Below are 23,192 nucleotides of genomic sequence, written 5' to 3' on the forward strand. Positions count from 1 at the left end.
ATCAGAACGTGCGGACGGCGGGCAGGGTGTGAGGTGCGCCCGGGCGCACCATCAGGATCTGGTCGACGCCCATCCGGCCGTCGCGGAAGGCCATCGAGCCGCCCACGAGGTAGAGCCGCCACACGCGGACGACCTCCTCGCCGACCAGCTCGGTGAGCCGCTCGACGTTGGCCTCGAAGCGCTCCAGCCAGCCGGCGACGGTGAGCACGTAGTGCTCGCGCAGGCCGTGCACGTCGCGCACCTCCAGGCCGCCGCGCTCGAGCATGCCCACGGTCTGGCCGACGGGGCGCATGTACATGTCGGGGGCGATGAAGGACTCGATGAAGGGGCCGCCGCCCGGCCACTTGCCGGTGCGCGACATCTGCTGCACGAGCACGCGCCCGCCGGGCTTGACCGAGCGGCGCAGCACCTCGGCGTAGGTGGGGTAGTTGCGCTGCCCCACGTGCTCGCCCATCTCGATGGAGGAGACGGCGTCGAAGTGGTCGCGCTCGGGCACCTCGCGGTAGTCCTGCAGGCGGATCTCGACGCGGTCCTCGAGACCCCGCTCGCGGATCCGCTCGTCGATGAAGCGCTTCTGCTCCGCGGCGATGGTGACGCCGACGACCTGCGCGCCGAAGTGCTCGGCGGCGTGCAGCGACATCGAGCCCCAGCCGCAGCCGACGTCGAGCAGACGCATGCCGGGCTCGAGCCCGAGCTTGGTGCACACCAGCGAGAGCTTGGCGTCCTGGGCCTCCTCGAGCGGCTGCTCCGGGGAGGAGTGGTAGCCGCAGGAGTAGGCCATCGAGCGCTCGAGGATGAGGGAGTAGAACTCGTTGGAGAGGTCGTAGTGGTGGCTGATCGAGCGGCGGTCGCGCAGCGGGCTGTGCAGGCGCCCCTTGATCTGGGCCTGCGAGGCCGGCGCCGCCGGCGGGCGGCCCAGGACGCCCATGTCGAGCGCGGTGCGCACGGCCTTGACCAGCGCCGACGGCGTGGGCCGCACGCCGGAGAGGCCGCGCTCGCGGGCCACGGCGAACGCGTGGGTCAGCGCGCGGTCGAGGGTCCAGCCGTCCTGCTCCGGCACGTCGAGCTCGCCCGTGACGTAGGCCTGGGCCGCGCCCAGCTCGCCGGGGTGCCAGAGCAGCCGGCGGACGGCGTCGGGGCTGCGCAGCTCGACGACGGGGCCGGCGGGGTCGCCGGCCTCGGAGCCGTCCCAGGCGCGCAGCAGCACCGGGAGGGAGCCACCGATGAAGGGGGCCAGCGCCTCGGCGAGCCGCTGAGCGACGCCGGTGCCGGTGGCGCCGGCGGCGCCGCCGGATGCGGGGGCGCCGAGGGGGGTGGTGGTGGCGGTCATCGGAGCTCCCCGGGCGTGGTGCCCGACTTGGTGAAGGTCAGCTGGTTGACGTCGAGGTAGGCCGCGGCGAAGCCGGCGCGGGAGTACTCGAGGTAGAAGTGCCACATCCGCAGGAAGGTCTCGTCGAAGCCGAGCCGGAGCACCTGCTGCGACGCGGCGAGGAACGCCTCGTCCCACAGCCGCAGCGTCTGGGCGTAGTGCTGGCCCATCGAGAGACGGTCGGTCATCCGCAGCGCCGTGTGCTGGCAGGTGATGTCGTCGATGACGCGCACCGAGGGCAGGAAGCCGCCGGGGAAGATGTACTTGTGGATCCACGTGTAGGTGCGTCGGGTCGCCAGCATCCGGTCGTGGGGCATGGTGATGGCCTGGATGGCCACCTTGCCGCCGGGGGCCAGCACGGAGTCGATGGTCTCGAAGTAGGTCTGCCAGTACTGCCAGCCCACGGCCTCGATCATCTCCACCGAGACCACGGCGTCGTAGGTCTCGCCCGCGCGGGCGACGTCGCGGTAGTCGCAGAGGTCGACGCTGACCTGGTCGGTGTAGCCGGCCTCGGCCACGCGGGCCTCGGCCAGCGCCTTCTGCTCGACCGAGAGCGTGATCGTGCGCACGGTGGCACCGCGGCGGGCGGCGCGCACGGCCAGCTCACCCCAGCCCGAGCCGATCTCGAGCACCCGGCTGCCCTCGCCGACGCCGGCCTGGTCGAGGAGCCGCTCGATCTTGCGGGCCTGGGCGGGCTCGAGGTCCTCGCGGGTGGGCGCGCCGGGGTCGGGGGCCGCACCGCCGCCGGCCCGCGGCGGGCTCTCGACGAACAGCGCCGAGGAGTAGCTGAGCGTGGGGTCCAGGAACAGCTCGAACAGGTCGTTGGAGAGGTCGTAGTGGTGCGCGATGTTGCTCTGCGAGTTGCTCTTGCTGCTGAGCATCCGCCGCGGCGGGCGCTTGACGACGAGCGCTCGCAGCTTCTGCAGGCTCTCGGGCACCAGCGTCTGCATCTCGGCGGCCAGCACGGTGAGGAAGCCCCCGAGGTCCTCGGCGTCCCAGGCACCGGTCAGGTAGGCCTCGCCGAACCCGATCAGCTGGTCGCGGCCCAGCCGCAGGAACAGCTCCTCGGGGCGGTGCACGACCATGGTCGGGCCACCGCGACCCCAGGTCTCGACGGTGCCGTCGGGCCGGGTCAGGCAGACGGTGACGTCGAGGCGCGCGAGGGCACCGCGGAAGAGCCGCTCGGCGACGCGGGCCGAGAAGCGGGCGCGGGCACCGGTGGGGACGGCGTCGAGGCCGGGCCAGTGGTTGGCCGAGAGGCGCTGGGAGGTGACGGTCACTGCGACACGCCTTCCTGGTGGTGTTCGGGTCGGGGGCGCACGGGCAGTCGACGGCGGCGGGTGGCCCACAACCAGATGCCGTGCAGGTGGATCAGGACGGAGCCTCGCAGAGCCGCCGGAGCGGCCCGCCACGGGCTGGTGTCGCTGCGGTGGCCGACGAGCGAGGCGCTGAAGACGGCCCCGTCGTCGGTGCGCAGGCTGACGGCGACGTCGAGCCGCTCCCCGGGGACGGGCACGGCGAGCGTGTAGGTGCCGTCGGTGCCGTGGAAGGGCGAGACGTACATCTGCTTCGGCGTGGTGGCACGGCCCTGCTCGTCGGGGTGCACGAGGTAGGCGTGCCGGTCGCCGTAGGTGTTGTGCACCTCGACGACGACGGCGGCCTGCTGGCCGGCGGCGTCGAAGCACCAGAACACCGAGATCGGGTTGAAGCACCAGCCCAGCGCGCGCGGCTGCGCCGCCATCACGATCCGGCCCTTGCCGAGGTCGATGTCGTGACGGGCGAGGAACGCCTCGACGTTCTCGCGCAGCGTGCGCTCGGGGTCGCCGAGGTGGTCGCGCGCCTCGAACCGGCCGAGCAGACCGTGGTCGGGCAGGTCGTCGAGGTCGACGAGCCAGGTGTGGCTGCGGTGGGTGAAGCGCCGCTGGATCGGCCGACGCCGCGTGTGGCTGATCTCGGTGCGGTACACCGCAGGGGCGGCGGGACCGGCGGCGACCGGCGTGACCTCGGTGGCGGGCCAGCTGAGCCCGAGCCGCTCGACGGCGGCCAGGCCCGAGCGCGCGCCGTCCTCGTGGAATCCCCACCCGTGGTAGGCGCCGGCGAAGGCGATGCGGTCGGTGTCGATCTCGGGCAGCCGCGCCTGCGCGGCCACCGACGTGGGGTTGTAGAGCGGGTGCTCGTACTCGCGACGCGCGATCACCGTGGCGGGGTCGACCAGGTGCTCGCCACCCAGGGTCACCAGGTAGTGGACGTCGGTGTCGAGGCGCTGCAGGCGGGTCAGGTCGTAGGTGACGACGACGCCGCCCCCGCCGCGCCCGGCGTGGTCGTCCTCGGAGGGCCGGGCGAAGTTCCAGCTGGCCCAGGCGTCGCGCGCCCGCGGCATCACCGAGGTGTCGGTGTGCAGCAGTGCGGTGTTGGCCGAGTACGGCATGGCGCCCAGCACCTCGCGCTGCAGGGGGGTGGGGTCGGCCAGCATGCCGAGCGCGTGCGAGGGGTGGGTGGCGATGACGACGGCGTCGTAGCGCTCGGTGGCGCCGTTGCCGTCGGTGACCTCCACGCGGCCGGCGGCGTCGAGCACCGAGGTGACCTTGCTGCCCAGGCGCACGTCGTCGAGGCCCGCGGCCACGCGCTGCACGTAGGCGTGGGAGCCACCCGTGACGGTGCGCCACTGGGGGGAGCCGAAGATGCCGAGCATGCCGTGGTGCTGCAGGAAGGTGAACAGGTAGCGCGCCGGGTACTCCAGCGCGACGCCGGGCTCGCACGACCACACGGCCGCCACGAGCGGCTCCATGAAGTGGCGCACGAAGTAGGCCGAGAAGCGACCGCGGCGCAGGAACTCGCGCAGCGTGACGTCGTGCTCGGGTGCGTAGGCGCCGGGTTCGGTGGGCACGGAGCCGGTCCGCGCGAGGAGCTTCTTGGCGCGGGCGTGGAAGCGCGGTATCTCCACCAGCATCGCCAGGTAGCGCGGGTTGCGCACGTTGGCGGAGGTGGGGAACAGACCGGTGCGGCCCAGCGCGCCGGCCCACTCCAGGTGCGAGTCGTCGTCGCGGATGCTCATCGACATCTCGGAGGGCTGGGTGGCCACCCCGAGCTCGGCGAAGAGCCGCAGCAGCACCGGGTAGGTGCGCGGGTTGTGCACGATGAAGCCGGTGTCGATGCCGAGCTCGCGGGCGCCCTCGCCCTCACCCTCGCGGACGCGGTGGGTGTCGGCGTGACCACCGAGGCGGTCGTCGGCCTCGTAGAGCGTCACGTGGGCCGTGCGGCCCGCCACGTGGGCGGCGACCAGCCCGGCGACGCCGGAGCCGATGACGGCGACCCGGCGAGGAGCCACCGTCATCACGCCTGCTCGAACCCGACGCTGCCGACGAGCGTGGGGCTGGGGGTGCTGACGCGCTCGCCGGCGGCCTCGACGGTGATCCCGGCGCCGTCCGCGGTGCGGGCGTCGCCGCTGAGCAGGATGGCGGAGGTGTCGTCGTCGGCGTTGACCACGCCGGCGAGCACCATGGCATCGTCGTGCTGGAGCCAGACGGCGTAGGCGTGGCCGTTGGGCGCGGGCGGGAGCTCGGGAGCCTCGAGGACGGCCTTGTTGAGCTCGGCCGAGCGGACGACCGAGACGGTCTGCTTGCCGACCTTCATCTCGAAGCGCTCGGCGTCGGGGGCGTTGAGCACCTCGTCGGTGGCGCTCACCGCGCCGACCACGGAGGGCTGCGACTCCTGCCAGGGCTGCCAGACGGCGGCACCGGCGCCGAGCACGGTCACAGCAGCTGCTGCTGCCACCAGGCCTTGAAATCGACGGCGACGCCGATCGGCGCGAGCGGTCAGGTCGGCCACCACGGGCGGCAGGGGGCGGACGGTCTCGATGGAGGCGAGCACCGACTCCCGCAGCGAGGCGGGGGGCTCGAAGGAGGTGGTGTCGGAGAGCAGGGAGGCGGCCTCGGTGAGGCTCTCGACCTCGGCCCGGCACTCGGGGCACTCGGTCAGGTGCCGCTCGAACCGGGCGCGCTCGAGGTCGTCGAGAGCGTCGACGGCGTAGGCGCCGGACAGCCCGTGCACGTCGCTCATGCTCCTAGTCCCATCGTGTCGCGCAGCCGGATCAAGCCATCTCGGATGCGGGTCTTGGCGGTGCCGACCGGTAGGTCGAGCAGCTTGGCCACCTCGGTGTGCGTGTACCCCCCGAAGTACGCGAGCTCGATCGCCTCGCGCTGCACGGGGGTCAGGCTGCCCAGCGCGTTGCGTACCCGGTGCGCCTCCAGGGAGGCGTGGGCGGCATCGGCCGTGGCGTCGTGGTCGATCGTGCGGTTCTGCTCGTGGTAGCTCACGTCGCGCCGTGTGGCCGCCTCTGCCGAGCGGACCCGGTCGACGGACTTGCGGTGCACGATCGTGAGCATCCACGCGGTGGCGCTGCCCTTGGCCGGGTCGAACCGGGTGGCGGTGCGCCAGATCTCCAGGAAGGCCTCCTGGGCGACCTCCTCGGCCTGGGCCGGATCGCGGACGACCCGGACCGCGAGTCCGTAGACCCGCGACGAGGTGGCGTCGTAGAGCCGGGCGAAGGCCGCCTCGTCGCCGCGCGCGGCCTGCTTGAGCAGGCCGTTGAGCTCGGCGGTGTGAGCCGGCACCGCCGGCACTCCCTTGTCAGGAGTGCCGGCGGGCACGGGCGTCACGTGGTCCATGTGAACCAGTGTCTCAGCAGTCTGATCCTCGGGCGAGGATCAGGAGCCGATCCCGGTCAGGACCTTGTCGATCACGTAGACCGTGGCGTTGGCGGTGGGGATGTTGCCGCACAGCACGTTGGCGGTCACGGTGCCGTCGGAGACGGTCATGCCCGACTCGTCGCCCTCGATGGTGAGGGTGTCGCCGTTGAGGGTCTCCTGCTCGCCGACGACCGCGGCCGCGTCGTTGTTCGCGGGGAGCACGTGGTGCGAGAGGATCTTGGCGAGGTCGGAGTTCATGCCGTCGGCGGTCGCGCCCTCGATGAGGCCGTTGAGGTCGGCCTCGGGGATCTCGGCGAACGCACCCTCGAACGGGGCGAAGACGGTGAGCGCCTCCTGGGTGTTCAGGGTGTCGGCGAGGCCCTCGACGGAGCCCACGGCGGTGACGAGGGTCTGCAGCAGCGGGTTGGCGCTCGCGGCGGTGGCGACCGGCTCGGTGACCATGCCGTTGAACGAGCCCGCGCCGTCGGCGGGGACCTGGTCGCAGGCGGGGCCGAAGACAGCGGCGGCGGCGTCGTCAGCGGGAGCGGACTCCGACTCCTCGGGGGCCTCCTCGCTCGGGGTCTCCTCGGCGGGGGCGGAGGAGGACTCCTCGGTGCCGGAGCCCTCGGTGCTGTCGTCCTCGCTGCTGCACGCGGCGAGGGAGACGGAGAGGGCGAGGACGGCGGCAGCGGCGGTGCCGCGGCGAACGGTGTTGAGCTTCATCGGAATGGTGCCTTCCGGTTGGTGGGCCCCCGTTGCCGGGGAGTTACACGTGCTGTTCGGCGCTGCTCGGCAGGTGGATGGGTGGATGGGTGGATTTCTTCCGATTTCTCGGTGTGACCGCGCTCACGCGCTGTGGGGGAGCCGCCCTGAGACCCCCTCCGACGCAGCACCACCCCCCGCCCGAGGGGCGAGGGGTGGTGCGTCGAGCGAGGGGCGGTGCCGGGTCAGGCGCCCACGTTGACGATCAGGGCCTGCACGCCGCTGGCGCCGTTGGGGAAGGGCTCGGCACGGGCGTCGGTTTGCACCTCGCCGTTGCCGTCCACGACGCGGGCGGAGATGTTGTGGCCGCCCTCGGCCGCGTCCCACTCGTAGTACCACTGGCGCCAGTACACGTTGTTGACGTCGGGGCCGAGCTCGGCGTCCTGCCAGCCCTCGCCGTCGATCTGCACCTGGACCTTCATCACGCCGCCGTCGAACTGCGCCCAGGCGACGCCGCCGATGACGGTCTTGCCGCTCGGGATCTCCTGCAGGCCCGGGGGCGTGTCGATGCGCGCCATCGGCTTGATGGGGGCGTCGGTGTCCCAGTCGCGGTCGGTCCAGTAGGAGGTGCGCTCGGCGTAGGTGGTCAGCGTGATCCGCTCGATCCACTTGGTGGCGCTGATGAAGCCGTAGAGGCCGGGCACGATCATCCGGGCCGGGTAGCCGTGCTCGCGGGGCAGGACCTCGCCGTTCATGCCCAGCGCGATCATCGCGTCGCGGCCGTCGGTGGCGATGTCGAGCGGGGTGCTGATGGTCATCCCGTCGAAGTCGGTGCTGAGGATCTGGTCGGCCTTGCTGCCCACGCCCGCCATGTCGAGCAGGTCGGTCAGGCGCACGCCGATCCAGCGCGCTCCGCCCACGTAGGGGCCGCCGACGTTGTTGGAGACGCAGGTGAGGGTGATGTCGCGCTCGATGAGCGGCATGTCGAGCAGGTCCTGGAAGGTGAAGGTCATCTCGTTCTCGACGTCGCCGTCGATGGTGAGCGTCCACCCCTCCATGTCGACCAGCGGGACGTCGAGGCGGGTGTCGACCCGGTAGAAGTCGGCGTTGGCGACCCGGAGCGGGGAGATCTGGGCGAAGCGACCCTCGATGCCCTCGGGGAAGGCGGGCGCCGGCGAGGCCGGCGTGGGGAAGGTGACCTCGGTGACCTTGCCGCGCAGCTGGGTGACCAGGCGGCCTGCGCCGCCCATCACGGCGGCGAGCGCGAGCATCACGCCGCTGCCGACCAGGACGCCGCGGCGCGAGGCGCCGCGGGTGGCGGGCGCCTCCCCGGCCTCGCCGCCCTCGCCGGTGGCGGCGTCGTCACGGCGCCGCAGGGAGCCGCGGGTGGCGACCAGGTCCAGCGCGCGCAGCGCTGCCACGCCGACGACGGCGGCGACCACGCTGGGCAGCACGTCGAGCGGCGTGGAGCCGGCGCGGGTGAGCGCCGCGACGGCCGGGAAGGCGGTGAGCACCACGAGCATCGCGGCGCCGACGGCGAAGCGGCGCCGGGTGAGCACGCCGGCGATCGCGGCGAGCACCAGCACGCCCGCCATCACCGATCCCACCAGGATCAGCTTGTCGGCGCTGCCGAAGGTGCGGATGGCCCACTCCTTCATCGGCGTGGGCGTCGCGTCGATGACGGCGGAGCCGACCGCGAGCACCGGCGAGGAGCCGGGCTCGAGGAAGCTGGCCACCAGGTGCCCGGCGGCGACGCCGGCCAGGGTCGCCACGAGGCCGAAACCGGCGTAGGCGAGGCGACCCGGTGGACGGCGGTCGGTGCGGGCAGGGGAGGACTCGGTCATGGGAGGTGTTCGGAGGCGAGGGGCCTCCCGGATGGCTGTCTGCGGCAGGATGCGACCCATGGACGCCCTGGTGCACTACGTCGCCGCCGACGGTGTGGCGACGATCACGCTCGACTCGCCCCACAACCGCAACGCGCTCTCACGCCAGCTGGTCACCGAGCTGCTGGCGTCGCTGGATCGCGCGGCGGACGACGACGCGGCCACCGTGGTGGTGCTGCGCGCCGAGGGGCGGGTGTTCTGCTCCGGTGCCGACCTCTCCGAGGCCTCCTCGGGTGGGATGGAGGAGGGCACGCGGGCGATGGTGGAGATGCAGCGCCGCATCGTCGCCCACCCCAAGCCGGTGGTGACCCGCCTGCACGGCGCCGTCCGCGCCGGCGGCATCGGCATCGTGGCGGCCTCCGACGTCGTCGTCGCCGCCGAGGACGCCACCTTCGCGCTCACCGAGGTCAAGCTCGGGCTGGCCCCCGCCGTCATCTCGCTCACCGTGCTGCCGCGGCTGACCTCGCGCGCCGCGCAGCTGACCTGCCTCGGGGGTGAGGTGTTCTCCGGCGCCCAGGCCGCCGAGTACGGGCTGGTGACCTCGGCCGTGCCGGCCGACGCGCTCGACGACGCCGTCGCCGCGGTGTGCGCCTCGCTCGCCACCGGCGCACCCCAGGGCCTGCGCGAGACCAAGCGGCTGCTCAACGCGCCGCTGCTCGCGCGGATCGACGCCCACGAGGACGAGATGGCGGCGCTGAGCGCCCGGCTCTTCGGCTCCGACGCCGCCCGCGAGGCGATGACGGCGTTCCTCTCGCGCAGGAGGGCGTAGCCCGTCCGGGTGGGTGTGACCACCGGTTGCACCATGCGGCTTGGCCGGTAGGACGTTTCTGCTGGTCAGGCGGGTGGAATCGGGTCCGAGGGGGTTTCAGACGGGCACGGGTGGTGCTCGACTGCAGGATCGGTGAGCGTCTGGGCTCGCCCATCCCCCCACGGAGAACACCATGGACACCACCCTCAAGGGAGCCCTGGCCGCCGGTGCGGCCGCCGTCCTGCTGGTCGGCGGCGCCGGCACGCTCGCGTTCTGGAGCGACAGCGAGACCGTCACGGGCACCGGCATCAGCAGCGGCGAGCTGAAGCTGGGCACGCCGGTGTGCGGCGCCTGGCAGCTGAACGGCGCCGGCGCGTTCACGACGCAGCTGATCGTCCCGGGCGACCAGCTGACCCGCACGTGCACCGTCGACCTCATCGCCGCCGGCGAGAACCTCGAGGCCGACCTGGCGCTCACCTCGCCCGACCTCGGCACGTCCAACGGCCTGGTCGACGAGCTGGACGCGTCCGCCGAGTTCACGGTCGATGGCGCGGTGGTCACTTCGGTGACCGAGGCGGACGACGGCGGCCCGACCGTGACCGACGAGATCGGCGTCGAGGTGACCGTGGACCTCGACTTCACCGACGCCACCAACGCGAGCCAGGACCTCACGGCGACGCTCGCCGCGCTGACCCTCTCGCTCACGCAGTCCGACGCGACACCCTGATCCGACCGGTCGGATCCGCCATGACCACGCTGCACCGCGCACCCGACCCGGCGCCCCCCACCACCGCTCCCGCGAGCGGCCGGTGGGGCGCTGGGCGGTTCGTGGTGCGCGTGGTGGCCTGGGTGGTCGTGCTCGGCGTCACCGGGGTGCTCCTGGCCGCGGTGCTGCTGCCGCGGGTGGCCGGCGCGACGCCGTTCGCGGTGCTGACCGGCTCGATGCAGCCGGGCCTGCCGCCCGGCAGCCTCGTGGTGGTGCGTCCGGTGGAGCCCGAGGAGCTGGGGGTGGGCGACGTGATCACCTACCAGCTGCGCTCGGGCGCGCCGGCGGTCGTCACGCACCGCGTCGTGGGGGTGGGCTACGACGGCCGCGGCGAGCTGAGCCTGCAGACGCAGGGTGACGCCAACGACGCGCCCGACCCGCTGCCGGTGCGACCGGTGCAGGTGCGCGGCGAGCTCTGGTACTCGCTGCCGCACGTCGGCCGGTTGCACGTGTGGCTCACCGGCAGCCAGCGCGACCAGCTCGCGCACGTGGCCGCGGGCCTGCTGCTGCTCTACGCGGCGCGGGCGTTCTTCACGGCCTTGCGCGAGCGGCGTCGTCGGCTCGCGGGATCCGAGACGGCGTCGTGAGCCGCCGCTCCGCCCACCGCGCCCCGGCCGAGCGCTCGCCGCGGGTGCTCCTCGCCAAGGTCCTGTTGTGCCTGGGCTGCCTGGTGGGTGTCAGCGGCGTCGGCACGCTCGCGTTCTGGACCGACACCGCCACCGTGCCCACCGGCAGCTTCGCGAGCGGGACGCTCGACGTGACCGTCAACGGGCTGCTGCCGGGCCAGGGCGGCAGCACCACCCTGAGTGGTCTCTCGATGTCGAGCATGGTCCCGGGCGAGAGCGTGGCCGCGAACCTGACGATCGCGCCGGCGGCCGGCACGCTGCCCCTCGATTACTACCTGACCGCGACGGCGACCGGGACGCTCGCCACCGACGCCACGGGACTCAAGTGGACGGTGACCCAGGGGACGGCGGGCACTGCGCAGGGCAGCCAGGCCAGCGGCAACCGCAGCAACACGTGCTCCGGCACGGTCCTCGCGTCCAGCGTCGCCCTCACGACCGGGAGCACCACGTTGGTGGGCGGCAACACGGCTGCGCAGCGCCGTGACGTCGCCGCCGGCGGCTCCGAGACCCTGTGCGTGCTGGTGACCCTGCCCAGCACCGCCGCCAACAGCCTGCAGGGCGCCAACGGCTCCGCCACCCTGACGGTGAACGCCTCGCAGATGGGTGCCCCGTGAGCCTGCGGGCGCCGCGCCTGCTCGACCGGCTGCTGACCCTCGGCGCCGCGCTCGGGGGGCTCTGCCTCGCCTGGGCGGGGGTGACGCTCGCGCTGGGCCTGACGCCGCTGGTGGTGCTCTCGGGCTCGATGGCTCCGGCCATCGGCACCGGCGACCTGGCCGTCGCGCGCACCGTGCCCGCCGCGGAGGTCCGCGAGGGCGACGTGGTGAGCGTGGTCGCCGACTCGGGGGTGCGGGTCACCCACCGCGTGGTCGCTGTCGACCCGCTCGGCGGCGGTGCTGTCGAGCTGGTGCTGCGCGGCGACGCCAACGCCGGTCCGGACCCCCAGACCTACCGGGTGGCCGAGGTGGAGCGGGTGTGGTTCCACGTGCCGCACCTGGGCAGCGTGGTCTCGGCTGCATCCGGCCGCGGTGGGACGCTGTTGGCGGGGGGACTCGTGCTAGCCGCGATCGGATCGGCGATGCTGCCGCGTGCGGGTTCACGAGGGCTCGAGGAAGCTGCCAGACCTCGTCATCGAGCGGCCGTACGACACCATCGACGGGCCACGCTCAGCTTGCTTGCGCTGGCCCTGGTGGCGTCTGGACTGCTTGTCGCTCGTGCGAGCCCGACTGTGGCGGCGTTCTCCGATCAAGCCTCGGTGGGCAGCGGTCAGTTCGTGGCTGGCTCGCAGACGCCCCCGTTCATCACGTGCACTAACGGCTCGCCACGGCCAACGATCAGCTGGCCCCAATCCTCGAACCCCGCGCCCAACGGCTACCGCGTCTCCTACCGTGGCGGCACCTTCGACGTCTCCACCCTGTCCTGGCTGGTACCTGCGCCTAGCAGCGTTCTCGATGTCGGCACTTATCAGGTGAGCGTGCAAGCGATCCGGGGCAATTGGATCTCCGGACCGTCGAACACGCGCTCCATCAGCATCTTGTCTGTCATCGGGCTTGGCCTCGTCGTCCAGTGCTCTAGCGGGTGACCGCGCGAGCTTCGCTGGCCTGTAGAGTCCTCCTCTTGCCGCCACCCGGTCGCCGACGCCCGGGACGAGCGGCATCGAAGCGGGCCTGACCGAGGGAAGCGACGCGTGACGGACGAGCTGGTGGAGCGGGAGATCGCTCACGAGCAGCAGGTGGTCGACCGGGTCTACACCCAGCTCGAGAGCGCCGGTGCTGCCGCGCAGCGCTTGGCGCGCGAGGGGCACGACCGCGGGCGGCTGGGTCACGAGGGTGGCCTGGTGGAGCGCGACGCGATGGTGTTCCAGGCCGCCAAGCGGCTGGCGCAGCTCGACGCCGCCCACGAGGGGCTGGTCTTCGGCCGGCTCGACCTGCGCCCCGACGTCGACGCCGAGCCGCGCTACATCGGCCGCATCGGCCTGCGCGACGACGAGATGAACTCGCTGCTCATCGACTGGCGTGCCCCCGCGGCCGCGGTGTTCTACCAGGCCACGGCCGCCTCGCCGCAGCAGGTGCTGCGGCGCCGGGTGCTGCGCAGCGTCGGGCGCAGCGTGGCCGGCGTCGAGGACGAGCTGCTCGACGCCGAGGGCATGGCCGAGACCGGCGCCGACCTGCCGATCATCGGCGAGGGCGCGCTGATGGCCCAGCTCTCCCGGGCCCGCGACCGCTCGATGCACTCCATCGTGGCCACCATCCAGGCCGAGCAGGACGAGGCGATCCGCGCACCGAGCAAGGGCGTCGTCGCGATCTCCGGCGGCCCCGGCACGGGCAAGACCGTCGTCGCCCTGCACCGCGTCGCCTACCTGCTCTACAACGACCGGCGTCGCTACGAGAGCGGCGGCGTGCTCGTCGTCGGCCCGAGCGGGGTGTTCATGCGCTACATCGAGCGCGTGCTGCCGAGCCTCGGGGAGACCGCGGTGGCGCTGCGCTCGCTCGGCGAGGTCGTCGACGGCGTCCGTGCGACCCGCCACGACGAGCCGGCCGTGGCCGACGTCAAGGGATCGGTGCGGATGGCGGAGGTGCTGCGACGCACCGCGCGCCAGCAGGCGCCCGGCAGCCCGGCCGAGTTCCGGCTGTTCTGGTACGACAACCAGCTGCGCCTGGACCGCGGGCTGCTCGGCCGGGTGCGGCGCCAGCTGATGAGCCAGGGCCTGCGCAACCGCCAGATGCCGCGGGTCGCCACCGCGCTGCTCGACGTGCTGTGGCGCCAGGTGCGCTCCGAGCGCGGCCGCGAGCGGGGTCGCGAGTCCTTCGACGACGACCTGCTCTCCACCGACGCCTTCATGGACTTCGTCGTGGAGTGGTGGCCGCCGGTCGACGCGCCGACGGTGCTCGGCTGGCTGCGCGAGCCCGAGCTGCTGGCGCGGATGTCCGACGGCCTGCTCGACGCCGAGGAGCAGCGGCTGCTGCTCAAGTCGTGGGGCGGCGGCACCGGCCGGCTCGACCTCTCGGTGCAGGACGTGCCGCTGGTCGACGAGCTGCGCTACGCGCTCGGCGACGTGCCGCAGCGCACCGAGGACCGCGACGACCCGCTCGCGGCGATCGACGGTGCGGTGGACATGCAGGAGCTCTTCACCGCCGCGGACCGCGAGTACGCGCCCACCGGCCGCGCCTGGGCGCCGCCGACCCACAGCATCGAGGACGACGGCTTCGCGCACGTGCTGGTCGACGAGGCGCAGGACCTCACCCCCATGCAGTGGCGGATGGTGGGCCGCCGTGGCCGCACGGCCACCTGGACGATCGTCGGCGACCCCGCCCAGTCCTCCTGGCCGCTGCCCGCCGAGGCGGACGCCGCCCGTGCGGCCGCGGTGGAGGGCAAGGCCGTGCACGCCTTCCACCTCTCCACCAACTACCGCAACTCCTCGGAGATCTACGCCTACGCCGCGGCCTACGCCCAGCGCGTGGGCCTCGACGCCGACCTGCCCACGGCGGTGCGCTCCACCGGCGTCGACCCCGTGGAGCTGGGTGCCGGCGACGACCTCGAGGGCACCGTGCGCGGCGCCGTGGTCGACCTGGCCGGTCGCGTTGGCGGCACCGTCGGCGTGGTCGTGCCGGTGGCCAGGCGCTCCGAGGTCAACGCCTGGCTGGCCTCCTGGTCCGAGCTGGCCGACGACGCCCGCGGTGCCCGCGCCGCCGTCGACTCCTCCGTCGCGCCCTCGGGCGAGGACCGCGTGGTCGTGCTCACCGGCCTCGACACCAAGGGCCTGGAGTTCGACGGCATCGTCGTCGTGCGGCCCGAGGAGATCGAGCGCGAGTCGGCCACCGGCCGCGCGACGCTGTACGTGGTGCTCACCCGCGCCACGCAGCTGCTGACCGTCGTCACCTGATCCGCCCGCGAGCCGTGGCACGACGAGGCGGTGCAGGCCGTGGCGGGGGCCGGGCCGCCCGCCACTAGCATCTGCGCATGACCTCAGCCTCCGCCGCCCGGGACGCCATCGCCGCGCTCCAGGGGCACGAGGCGTGGGCGATCATCCGGCGCTCCACACGGGCCGGGGAGCGCGACACCGTGGGGCTCGTGGGCGGGCGCCGCAGCGAGGTGGCCTCGATCCTCGACATCCCGCTGGAGGAGGGGGTTCCCGCCGAGGGGCACATCGCCGACCGGCTGGTCGCCATCCCGTTCCGCCAGGTGGCCGAGCGCGGCTTCGAGGCGGTCGACGACGGGACGCCGCTGGTGGTCGTCGACGTCGAGACCGAGCTGGAGTTCTCGGTGGCCGAGGTGGTCGAGGCGATCGAGGAGGTGCCGGTCACCTTCAGCGACACCGGCGGCTTCGAGACCGACGACGAGACCTACGCGAAGGTCGTCGAGCAGATCATCCGCGGCGAGATCGGTGTCGGCGAGGGCGCCAACCTGGTGGTCGGGCGGCACTACCGCGCGCAGCTAGAGCAGTGGGGGGCGCCGCAGGCGCTCACCGTGCTCAAGCGGCTGCTCGAGCGCGAGCGCGGGGCCTACTGGACCTTCTGCTTCTTCACCGGCGACCGCTACCTGGTGGGTGCGAGCCCGGAGCGGCACGTCTCGATCCACGGCGGCGACGTGCGGATGAACCCCATCTCGGGCACCTTCCGGCTGCGCGGTGGCGACGACGAGCGCCCGCTGCGCAGGCGGCTGCTGGACTTCCTGGCCGACGAGAAGGAGATCTTCGAGCTCTTCATGGTCGTCGACGAGGAGCTGAAGATGATGTGCGACATCTGCTCCGAGGGCGGCCAGGTGCTCGGCCCGTTCCTCAAGCCGATGACGCACCTGATCCACACCGAGTACCTGCTCGCCGGGCGCACCGACCGAGACCCGCGCGAGGTGCTGCGCGACACCATGTACGCCGCCACCGTGACCGGCAGCCCGGTCGAGAACGCCTGCCGGCTGATCGCGAGGTACGAGCAGCAGGGCCGCGGCTACTACGGCGCCGCGCTCGCGGTGCTGGGGCGCGACGAGGAGGGCGGCCCGGTGGTCGACAGCCCGATCGTCATCCGCACCGCCGACGTCTCGCTCGGGGGCGCCCTCAAGGTCACCGCCGGCGCCACGCTGGTGCGCGACTCCGACCCCGCCTCCGAGGTGGCCGAGACCCACGCCAAGGCCGGCGGCATCCTCTCCGCGTTCGGCCTGGTGCCGCCCGCGCCGACGCCCACCACCAACGTCGCCGAGCTGGTCAGCGACGAGGACGTGCTGCTGGCGCTCAACGCCCGCAACCGCCGCCTCAGCACGTTCTGGCTGACCGACCAGGCCGGGGCCAGCCCCGACCCGCGGCTGGCGGGCCGCAGCGTGGTGGTGCTCGACGGCGAGGACGACTTCGTCAACATGCTGCGCCACCTGCTGGGCGTCATGGGCATGACCTCGCGCGTGGTGCGCCACGAGGACTACGAGCCCGGCTGCTTCGCCGACGACGACCTGGTCATCGTGGGGCCCGGCCCGGGCGACCCGCGCGACGGCGCCGACCCCAAGATCGCGCGGATGCGCGCCGCCGTCGACGAGCTGCTGGCGGCCGAGCGCCCGTTCCTGGCGGTGTGCCTGGGCCACCAGACGCTCTGTCACCAGCTGGGCCTGCCGCTGGAGTTCAAGGACATCGTCTTCCAGGGCACCCAGTCCTCCGTGGTGCTCGACGACGGCGAAACCGACGAGCGGGAGGAGCGCGTCGGCTTCTACAACACGTTCGTGGGCCGGGTCGACGAGAGCACTGCTCTGCCCGACGGCGTCGCGGTCGACGTCGACGCGGCCACCGGTGACGTGCACGCCCTGCGCGGCCCGCACTACCGCGGCATCCAGTTCCACGCCGAGTCGATCCTCACGGAGAACGGGTTCCGCCTGGTCCACGACCTGGTGCGTGACCTGTTGCTGCCCGCACGGCAGTGACGACGCCGGACGTCGTGGTGGTCGACCACCACGACTCCTACACCTACAACCTGGTGCACCTGGTCGCGCAGGTGACCGGCACCCTGCCGCGCGTGGTGCAGCACGACGAGACCGACCCCGACGACGTGCTGCGCCACAGCCACGTGGTGCTCTCGCCCGGCCCCGGCCACCCTGCTGACCCGGCCGACTTCGCCGTCGGCGGTGCCGTGCTGCGCGCGGGCACCCGACCGGTGCTCGGTGTCTGCCTCGGCATGCAGGCCATCGTCACCGTGTTCGGCGGCCAGGTGCAGCGGGTCCGCCCCGCGCACGGCGAGGTCGCCCGCATCACGCACGACGGGCGCGGGGTGTTCACCGGTCTGCCGCAGGGCTTCGACGCCGTCCGGTACCACTCGCTCGCCGCCCTCGAGGTGCCGGAGGAGCTGGAGGTCGGCGCGCACGCCGAGGACGGCACGGTGATGGCCGTGCGGCACCGCTCCCTGCCGCTGGAGGGCGTGCAGTTCCACCCGGAATCAGTGCTCTCGCAGTGCGGTGCGCAGCTGGTCGCCAACTTCCTGGAGGCAGCGTGGTAGCCGACATCGAGCACACCTTCACGCGCGTGGCCGAGCGCCACGCCCGCTGCTTCTGGCTCGACGGTGGGGGAGCGCGCGACTGGTCGGGCCGTCGCTCGATCCTGGGCTGGCTCGACGACGAGGACGTCTCGCTCACCTACTCCGCGGCTCGTCGTGAGGTGCTGCGCCACGAGGCGGGGGAGGCCGTCGTGGTGGGGGACGACCCCTTCGCCGTGCTGGAGGAGGAGCTCGCCCGCGGTCACGCGCACGACCAGTGGTTCGGCTACCTCGGCTACGCGTGCCGGCCCGACCTGCCGGCACTGGTCGAGGAGGGTGGCGTGCCCGACGCCGTGTGGATGCGGTCGCCGCAGGTGCGGTTCTTCGAGCACCCGGCCTCGGGTGCCGGACGACTGCCGCGCCGCACGGCCGCCGAGCCGCAGGCGGAGACGCCGGTGCCGGACACCTACGCCGCGGCCTTCGCCCGCGTGCAGGAGCACCTGCGCGCCGGCAACACCTACGAGGTCAACCTGACCCACCGGCTCGGCGTGGGCGACGACGTGCCGCCGCACGAGGCGTACCTGCGCCTGCGGTCGCTGAACCCGGCGCCCTACGCGGGATTCCTGCAGCACGACGTGCCAGGCGCCAGCGCCTGGCTGCTGAGCTCGAGCCCCGAGCGCTTCGCCACGGTGGGCGCCGACCGCACCGTGGAGACCAAGCCGATCAAGGGCACCACACCGCGACGTCAGGACCCGGCGGACGACGAGCGCGAGCGCCGTCGCCTGGCCACCGACCCGCGCTTCCGGGCCGAGAACCTGATGATCGTCGACCTGCTGCGCAACGACCTGGCCATGGTGTGCGAGCCGGGGACGGTGGAGGTCCCGGCGCTGATGCAGGTGGAGAGCTACGAAACCGTCCACCAGCTGGTCTCCACCGTGCGGGGCCGTCTGCGCGACGAGATGGGCACCGTGGCGGCCCTGCGCGCGCTGTTCCCCGCCGGCTCCATGACGGGAGCCCCGAAACGCCGCACCATGGAGGTGATCGCCGAGGTCGAGAGCACTGCTCGCGGCGCGTACGCCGGCGCCTTCGGGTGGATCAGCGGCGACGGTCGAGCCGACCTCGGTGTCGTGATCCGCAGCCTCACCAGCGCCGGCGACGGGCACTGGCAGCTGGGCACCGGCGGCGGCATCACCGTGCTCTCCGAGGTCGCCGACGAGCACGCCGAGGCGTCGCTGAAGGCCGCCCGCCTGCTCGAGGTGCTCGGACCCGGTTCAGCCGGGTGACTCGGTGCCGAAGCTCCCCGAGGGTGAGGGCGTGGTGATCTCGGCGGGTGCCCCGGCCGAGAGCAGCCCCAGGATGCGACGCACCGCCGTGACCGAGCGCTCGCGGTCGAACGGCGCGGGGTCCACGAGGTCGAGGGTCTGGATCAGGTCGCCGTTCTCGACGAAGCCGCTGACGAACAGCTGCTCGCCGTCGGTGTCGACGACGACGCGGGCGTCGTCGGCGCCCGGCACCTGCACCTGCGTGACCGCCGACTCCTCGACGCCCATGCCCTCGAAGATCGAGTCGAGCCCCGAGTCGAGCTGCTGGTAGTTGGCGTTGAGCACCGGACCACCCTCGGCGAGCGGGGTGAAGGTGCACACGGGCGCCTCCGGGGTGCCGGACTCCTGGGCCAGCTCGGTGCCCAGCAGCCGCGAGACCTCGGCGACCTCGAGCGCGGTGCACGGGTTGAACAGCGGCTCCGCCGGACCGGCGGGCTCGTAGCGGGGGAGCTCGTCCTCGCCGCAGCCGGCCAGGGGCAGGGCGAGCGCCAGCGCGAGGGCGGCGCCCGCGAGGCGGGCGGCGGTCATGAGGACTCCCGGGGTCGGTCGGCGCGGCCGGGGAGGCGCAGCACCAGGCGCGCACCTCCGCTGGGTGAGGCGAGGGCCTCCACCGAGCCGGCGTGCCGGTCGGCGGTCTGCGCGACGATGGCCAGGCCCAGGCCGGAGCCCGGCAGCGTGCGCGACTCCTGGGCGCGCCAGAAGCGCTCGAAGACGTGCGGGCGGTCCTCCTCGGCGATGCCGGGGCCGTCGTCGTCGACCGTGAGGACGCCGTCCACGAGGCGGCACGTGACCCGGCCGCCCGCCGGGCTCCACTTGGCGGCGTTGTCGAGCAGGTTGGTGATGGCGCGCTCCAGCGCGGCGGCGTCGCCGGTGACCCACCAGGGGTGAGCGACGGCGTCGAAGGTGACGCCCGGTGCGCGCAGGCGCACCCGCTGCAGCGCGTGGTCGAGCACCTCGCTCAGCTCGACCTCGGCCACCACCGACTCCGGCGGCACGTCGCGCGCCAGCTCGGTGAGGTCGCCCACCAGCGTGGTGAGCTCGTCGATCTGGGAGCGGATGTCGTCGAGCATCTCGGCGCGGGCGGCGGGCTGCAGCACCGGACCGCCGGTGCCGTCGGCGCCGCCGGCGTCGGACTGGCTGAGCAGGTCGATGTTGGTGCGCAGCGAGGTGAGCGGGGTGCGCAGCTCGTGGCCGGCGTCGGCCACCAGGCGTCGCTGGCGCTCGCGGGAGGCGTCGAGGGCGAGCAGCATCTGGTTGAACGCCGCCGCCAGGCGCGCCACCTCGTCGTCGCCCTCCACGGGCAGCGGGCGCAGGTCCTCGGTGCGGGCGATGTGCTCCACCGAGGTGGTGAGCCGGCGCACCGGCCGCAGGCCGTTGCGGGCCACGGCCCAGCCGGCCAGACCCGCCGCGACGACGCCGGCGCCGCCGAAGAGGAGCATCACGATGCCGAGCCGCCCCAGCACGGAGCGCTGGTCGGCCAGCGACTGCGCCATCACGATCGTGAAGCCGTCCTCGCGGCCGACGGCGACGACGCGCCAGCGGGTGGTGCCGTCGTCGCCCATGATGGTGCGGACCGACTGGGGGTCCTCGCCCTCCACCACCTCGCGCTCGGGAACGCCGAGGGACAGTGCCGGCAGGTCGCGGCTGGTGGCCCGCGCGACGCCGACCCCGCCGGTGAAGCAGGCCACGTAGGAGTTGGCGGCGCCGAGGTACTCGGCCGGCACCTGCACCTCGGGGTCGCAGAGCTTGATGGAGGCCGACTCGGCGCGGCTGATGAGCGAGGTGTCGAGGGAGGACTGCAGCTGCGCGCGCACCGTCACGTACGCGCCGGCCGCCACGAACGCCACCGCCAGGCCCACCGCCATGGTGGTCAGCACGATGACCCGGCTGGCCAGCGAGCGCCGGTAGTGCCACCGCGCCGGCGTCTCACCCGCGGGCGTGCCGGGCGGTGTGCGGGGCGGCGGGTGCGTGGGCAGCGACGCGGGTGCACTCACCCGATCAGGACTCCTTGAGCACGTAGCCGACGCCGCGCACGGTGTGGATCAGCCGGCTCTCGCCCTCGGCCTCGGTCTTGCGGCGCAGGTAGCCCACGTAGACCTCCAGGGAGTTGGCGGTGGTGCCGAAGTCGTAGCCCCACACCTCCTCGAGGATGAAGGCCCGCTCGAGCACCCGGCGCGGACGGCGCAGGAACATCTCGAGCAGCGTGAACTCGGTGCGGGTCAGCTCGATCGCGCGGCCGGCGCGGGTGACCTCGCGGGTCGCGACGTCCATGGTGAGGTCGGAGAACGACAGCACCTCGTCCTGGCCGTCGTCCTCGGGCACGACGCGGCGCAGCAGGGCGCGCAGCCGGGCCAGCAGCTCGGGCAGCGCGAAGGGCTTGGTGAGGTAGTCGTCGGCGCCGGCGTCGAGCCCCTCGACCCGGTCGCCCACGGCGTCGCGTGCGGTCAGCACGATGATCGGCACGTCGTTCTTGGCCGCCCGCAGCGCGCGCGTGGTCTCCAGCCCGTCCAGGCGCGGCATCATCACGTCCATGACGACGACGTCGGGCCCCACCTGCCCGATGGTGGCGAGCGCCTCGGCGCCGTCGCCGGCCAGGTGCACCTCGTAGCCGTTGAACTCCAGCGAGCGGCGCATCGACTCGCGCACGGCCTTGTCGTCGTCGACGACGAGCACGCGCGGCGGGGTGGGGGCGGTCGTCACGGTGTCATGGTGCCAGCCGGTCCTGAGTCGCGCCTGAGACGGCCCGACCTCGACCCGACCTCGACCCGATCCCGACCTGACCGTGCCGGTCAGTGGTAGCGGCGGGCGACCTCGGCCGCGCGGGCGCCGTAGCGCCCGCCGAACAGGCAGGCGTGCACGAGCAGCGGGAACAGCTGGTGCAGGCCGATCCGGTCCTCCCAGCCCTCGGCCAGCGGTGCGACCTCCTGGTAGCCCTCGAGCACGCGTGCGAGGTGGGGCAGGCCGAACAGCGCGAGCATGGCCAGGTCGACCTCGCGGTGCCCGGCGTGGGCGGCGGGGTCGATCACGTGGGCGCGACCCTGCCCGGGTGCGGCGGGGTCCTGGCCCCACACCACGTTGCCGTTCCACAGGTCGCCGTGCAGACGGGCGGGCGGCTCCTCGGGCAGCAGCGCCGTGAGCCGCGGCACCACCGCCTCCACCGCGGCGGCGTCCTCGGGCTCGACGGCGCCGCGGTCGCTGGCGAGCTTGAGGTAGGGCAGCAGGCGGCGCACGGCGTAGAACTCCGCCCACGTGGGAGCGGGTCGGTTGGGCAGCGGCAGCCGGCCGATGAAGCCCTCCTGCTCGGCCCCGAAGGTGCCGGTCTCGCTGCCGGCGGCATGGGTGACGGCGAGCGTGCGGCCGAACTCGGCGGCGGCGTCGCCGCTGCTGCGGCCGGGTTCGACCCAGGCCAGCACGAGGCACTCCTCGTCGACGCCGAGCACCTCGGGCACGGGGACGCCGCCGGGCACTTCACCCAGCCAGCGCAGACCCGCCGCCTCGCGCTCGAAGAACCCGGACGGGGCGTGGTTGAGGGTCTTGACGATCGCTGTCTGCCCGGTCGAGAGGCGCAGCTTGGTGGCCGTCGAGACGTCGCCGCCGGCCACAGGCGCCGTCGCCACCACCGAGGCGCCGATCAGCTCCTCGGCGCGGCGGGCCACGAGGGGTTGGCGGGTCATGGCGCGACCGCTCGCGCCAGCCGCGCGACCAGTGCGTCGCTCGTGCGCTCCACCATGGCCAGCACCTCCTCGAAGCCGTCGTCGCCACCGTAGTACGGGTCCGGCACCTCGCCACCGGGTTCGACGGGGTCGTGGTCCCGGAAGAGCCGCAGCCGTCCCTCGGCGGCGAGCCCGGGGCTGACGGCGCGCAGGTCGGCCAGGTTCTGGCCGTCCATCGCCAGCACCAGGTCGTGCTCGTCGGCCCAGTCGTCCTCGTACTGGCGGGCCCGGTGCCGGCTGGGGTCGTAGCCCGCAGCGGTCAGCGTGGCCGCGGCGCGGGAGTCCATCGGGCCGCCCACGTGCCAGCCGCCGGTGCCGCCGCTGGTGACCCGCACCTGCTCGCCCAGCCCGGCGTCCTCGACCTTGCGGGCCAGCACCACGTGCGCCGTCGGCGAGCGGCAGATGTTGCCCAGGCAGACCAGTGCCACCGCGTAGCGGCCGGGCGTGCGGGCAGGGGGCAGGGGGGCGGCTGCCTCCGTCACCGGCGGTCCTCGCCGATCAGCCCGTCCACCAGGTAGGTGACCACGGTGATGATCACCGCACCGAACACCGCCGACCAGAAGCCCTCGACGCGGAAGCCGAGGTCGACGGCGTCGGCCAGCACCGCGGTGAGCTTGAGCATCGCGGCGTTGATGACCACCAGGAAGAGCCCCAGGGTCACGATGATGAGCGGGAACGAGAGCAGCGTCAGGATCGGCTTCACCAGCGAGGTGACGACGCCGAGGATCAGCGAGACCAGCAGCAGCGGGAGGATCTTGTCCTCGATCTCGGCGCGCCCGGAGGTGGCGCCGGTGAAGCTGATGCCCTCGATCAGCCAGGCCGCGGTGGCCAGGGAGACGGCGGTGGTCACGAGCCAGGTCAGGAAGCGCACCCGCCTATCGTCCCAGGTCGCGAGTGGCGGTCGGCGGGGCGGTAGCTGGGGCCAGCGGGTGGGG

The 23,192-nt window shown here is 73.4% G+C and carries 22 protein-coding genes; 9 read left to right on the forward strand and 13 right to left on the reverse strand.

The features are described from left to right. Nucleotide 1 precedes the first annotated feature (1 nt). The 7 genes from ABD948_RS00940 to ABD948_RS00970 all read right to left on the reverse strand — a co-directional run bounded on the left by ABD948_RS00940 (nucleotide 2) and on the right by ABD948_RS00970 (nucleotide 8,603). Nucleotides 2-1,330: a class I SAM-dependent methyltransferase gene (locus ABD948_RS00940; protein ID WP_345262166.1), complete on the reverse strand. Its 1,329-nt coding sequence runs from the start codon at nucleotides 1,328-1,330 to the stop codon at nucleotides 2-4. After that, a complete protein-coding gene (locus tag ABD948_RS00945) occupies nucleotides 1,327-2,649 on the reverse strand; it encodes a class I SAM-dependent methyltransferase (protein ID WP_345262167.1) in 1,323 nt (440 codons plus the stop codon). Before ABD948_RS00945 ends, ABD948_RS00940 begins: the two co-directional genes overlap by 4 nt. Next, nucleotides 2,646-4,703: an FAD-dependent oxidoreductase gene (locus tag ABD948_RS00950; RefSeq protein WP_345262168.1), complete on the reverse strand. Its 2,058-nt coding sequence runs from the start codon at nucleotides 4,701-4,703 to the stop codon at nucleotides 2,646-2,648. The genes ABD948_RS00945 and ABD948_RS00950 overlap by 4 nt, the downstream gene beginning before the upstream one ends. Then, entirely contained in the window at nucleotides 4,703-5,428 is a 726-nt protein-coding gene (locus tag ABD948_RS00955; protein WP_345262169.1) for an anti-sigma factor, read from the reverse strand. The genes ABD948_RS00950 and ABD948_RS00955 overlap by 1 nt, the downstream gene beginning before the upstream one ends. Continuing rightward, nucleotides 5,425-6,036: an ECF RNA polymerase sigma factor SigK gene (gene sigK, locus ABD948_RS00960; protein ID WP_345262170.1), complete on the reverse strand. Its 612-nt coding sequence runs from the start codon at nucleotides 6,034-6,036 to the stop codon at nucleotides 5,425-5,427. Before sigK ends, ABD948_RS00955 begins: the two co-directional genes overlap by 4 nt. Before the next feature lie 39 nt (nucleotides 6,037-6,075). Further along, nucleotides 6,076-6,780, reverse strand: a complete 705-nt coding sequence (locus tag ABD948_RS00965; protein ID WP_345262171.1) for a fasciclin domain-containing protein — start codon at nucleotides 6,778-6,780, stop codon at nucleotides 6,076-6,078. A gap of 224 nt (nucleotides 6,781-7,004) precedes the next feature. Continuing rightward, a complete protein-coding gene (locus ABD948_RS00970) occupies nucleotides 7,005-8,603 on the reverse strand; it encodes a molybdopterin-dependent oxidoreductase (protein WP_345262172.1) in 1,599 nt (532 codons plus the stop codon). 58 nt (nucleotides 8,604-8,661) lie between these two features. Here ABD948_RS00970 and ABD948_RS00975 point away from each other — a divergent pair, with 58 nt between their 5' ends. From ABD948_RS00975 to ABD948_RS01015, 9 genes are all read left to right on the forward strand, one after another. Beyond that, a complete protein-coding gene (locus ABD948_RS00975; protein WP_345262173.1) occupies nucleotides 8,662-9,411 on the forward strand; it encodes an enoyl-CoA hydratase family protein in 750 nt (249 codons plus the stop codon). Nucleotides 9,412-9,583: 172 nt separating this feature from the next. Then, nucleotides 9,584-10,117 carry an alternate-type signal peptide domain-containing protein gene (locus tag ABD948_RS00980; protein WP_345262174.1) on the forward strand — a complete coding sequence of 178 codons (534 nt, stop codon included), beginning with the start codon at nucleotides 9,584-9,586 and terminating at the stop codon, nucleotides 10,115-10,117. A 20-nt stretch (nucleotides 10,118-10,137) separates the two neighbouring features. Beyond that, nucleotides 10,138-10,743, forward strand: coding sequence for a signal peptidase I (locus ABD948_RS00985; protein WP_345262175.1), 606 nt, complete (start codon nucleotides 10,138-10,140; stop codon nucleotides 10,741-10,743). Next, on the forward strand, nucleotides 10,740-11,396 hold the full coding sequence (locus tag ABD948_RS00990; RefSeq protein ID WP_345262176.1) for a SipW-dependent-type signal peptide-containing protein: 657 nt from the start codon (nucleotides 10,740-10,742) through the stop codon (nucleotides 11,394-11,396). The genes ABD948_RS00985 and ABD948_RS00990 overlap by 4 nt, the downstream gene beginning before the upstream one ends. Beyond that, the gene (locus ABD948_RS00995; protein ID WP_345262177.1) at nucleotides 11,393-12,361 is read left to right on the forward strand and encodes a signal peptidase I; all 969 of its coding nucleotides are present in this window, start codon (nucleotides 11,393-11,395) and stop codon (nucleotides 12,359-12,361) included. The genes ABD948_RS00990 and ABD948_RS00995 overlap by 4 nt, the downstream gene beginning before the upstream one ends. A 105-nt stretch (nucleotides 12,362-12,466) precedes the next feature. After that, entirely contained in the window at nucleotides 12,467-14,662 is a 2,196-nt protein-coding gene (locus ABD948_RS01000; RefSeq protein WP_345262178.1) for a HelD family protein, read from the forward strand. A 77-nt stretch (nucleotides 14,663-14,739) separates the two neighbouring features. Then, nucleotides 14,740-16,677 (forward strand): anthranilate synthase family protein, encoded by a 1,938-nt coding sequence (locus tag ABD948_RS01005; RefSeq protein WP_345262179.1) that lies wholly within the window; start codon nucleotides 14,740-14,742, stop codon nucleotides 16,675-16,677. Next, nucleotides 16,674-17,246, forward strand: coding sequence for an anthranilate synthase component II (locus ABD948_RS01010; RefSeq protein ID WP_345262180.1), 573 nt, complete (start codon nucleotides 16,674-16,676; stop codon nucleotides 17,244-17,246). Before ABD948_RS01005 ends, ABD948_RS01010 begins: the two co-directional genes overlap by 4 nt. Continuing rightward, nucleotides 17,240-18,505, forward strand: coding sequence for an anthranilate synthase component I family protein (locus ABD948_RS01015; protein ID WP_345262181.1), 1,266 nt, complete (start codon nucleotides 17,240-17,242; stop codon nucleotides 18,503-18,505). The genes ABD948_RS01010 and ABD948_RS01015 overlap by 7 nt, the downstream gene beginning before the upstream one ends. Here ABD948_RS01015 and ABD948_RS01020 read toward each other — a convergent pair. The 6 genes from ABD948_RS01020 to ABD948_RS01045 form a co-directional block, all read right to left on the reverse strand. After that, the gene (locus ABD948_RS01020) at nucleotides 18,494-19,072 is read right to left on the reverse strand and encodes a hypothetical protein (protein WP_345262182.1); all 579 of its coding nucleotides are present in this window, start codon (nucleotides 19,070-19,072) and stop codon (nucleotides 18,494-18,496) included. The two genes, ABD948_RS01015 and ABD948_RS01020, sit on opposite strands and share 12 nt — an antisense overlap. Beyond that, the gene (locus ABD948_RS01025) at nucleotides 19,069-20,538 is read right to left on the reverse strand and encodes a HAMP domain-containing sensor histidine kinase (RefSeq protein WP_345262183.1); all 1,470 of its coding nucleotides are present in this window, start codon (nucleotides 20,536-20,538) and stop codon (nucleotides 19,069-19,071) included. The genes ABD948_RS01020 and ABD948_RS01025 overlap by 4 nt, the downstream gene beginning before the upstream one ends. Before the next feature lie 4 nt (nucleotides 20,539-20,542). Further along, complete coding sequence (locus tag ABD948_RS01030; protein WP_345262184.1) at nucleotides 20,543-21,244, reverse strand: response regulator transcription factor; 702 nt, start codon at nucleotides 21,242-21,244, stop codon at nucleotides 20,543-20,545. Nucleotides 21,245-21,333: 89 nt separating this feature from the next. Further along, nucleotides 21,334-22,218: a fructosamine kinase family protein gene (locus tag ABD948_RS01035; protein ID WP_345262185.1), complete on the reverse strand. Its 885-nt coding sequence runs from the start codon at nucleotides 22,216-22,218 to the stop codon at nucleotides 21,334-21,336. Continuing rightward, nucleotides 22,215-22,739, reverse strand: a complete 525-nt coding sequence (locus ABD948_RS01040; RefSeq protein WP_345262186.1) for a low molecular weight protein-tyrosine-phosphatase — start codon at nucleotides 22,737-22,739, stop codon at nucleotides 22,215-22,217. The genes ABD948_RS01035 and ABD948_RS01040 overlap by 4 nt, the downstream gene beginning before the upstream one ends. Next, complete coding sequence (locus ABD948_RS01045) at nucleotides 22,736-23,128, reverse strand: phage holin family protein (RefSeq protein ID WP_345262187.1); 393 nt, start codon at nucleotides 23,126-23,128, stop codon at nucleotides 22,736-22,738. Before ABD948_RS01045 ends, ABD948_RS01040 begins: the two co-directional genes overlap by 4 nt. Nucleotides 23,129-23,192 lie beyond the last annotated feature (64 nt).

Source organism: Nocardioides nanhaiensis (genome assembly GCF_039542785.1).
GTDB classification, from domain to species: domain Bacteria; phylum Actinomycetota; class Actinomycetes; order Propionibacteriales; family Nocardioidaceae; genus Nocardioides; species Nocardioides nanhaiensis.

Coding starts and splice junctions, on each gene's coding strand:
- ABD948_RS00955 (WP_345262169.1), bottom strand. CDS start 5,428: ATGAGCGACGTGCACGGGCTGTCCGGCGCCTACGCCGTCGACGCTCTC.
- ABD948_RS00975 (WP_345262173.1), top strand. CDS start 8,662: ATGGACGCCCTGGTGCACTACGTCGCCGCCGACGGTGTGGCGACGATC.
- ABD948_RS00940 (WP_345262166.1), bottom strand. CDS start 1,330: ATGACCGCCACCACCACCCCCCTCGGCGCCCCCGCATCCGGCGGCGCC.
- ABD948_RS01005 (WP_345262179.1), top strand. CDS start 14,740: ATGACCTCAGCCTCCGCCGCCCGGGACGCCATCGCCGCGCTCCAGGGG.
- ABD948_RS00980 (WP_345262174.1), top strand. CDS start 9,584: ATGGACACCACCCTCAAGGGAGCCCTGGCCGCCGGTGCGGCCGCCGTC.
- ABD948_RS01035 (WP_345262185.1), bottom strand. CDS start 22,218: ATGACCCGCCAACCCCTCGTGGCCCGCCGCGCCGAGGAGCTGATCGGC.
- ABD948_RS00985 (WP_345262175.1), top strand. CDS start 10,138: ATGACCACGCTGCACCGCGCACCCGACCCGGCGCCCCCCACCACCGCT.
- ABD948_RS00965 (WP_345262171.1), bottom strand. CDS start 6,780: ATGAAGCTCAACACCGTTCGCCGCGGCACCGCCGCTGCCGCCGTCCTC.
- ABD948_RS00950 (WP_345262168.1), bottom strand. CDS start 4,703: ATGACGGTGGCTCCTCGCCGGGTCGCCGTCATCGGCTCCGGCGTCGCC.
- ABD948_RS01020 (WP_345262182.1), bottom strand. CDS start 19,072: ATGACCGCCGCCCGCCTCGCGGGCGCCGCCCTCGCGCTGGCGCTCGCC.
- sigK (WP_345262170.1), bottom strand. CDS start 6,036: ATGGACCACGTGACGCCCGTGCCCGCCGGCACTCCTGACAAGGGAGTG.
- ABD948_RS00970 (WP_345262172.1), bottom strand. CDS start 8,603: ATGACCGAGTCCTCCCCTGCCCGCACCGACCGCCGTCCACCGGGTCGC.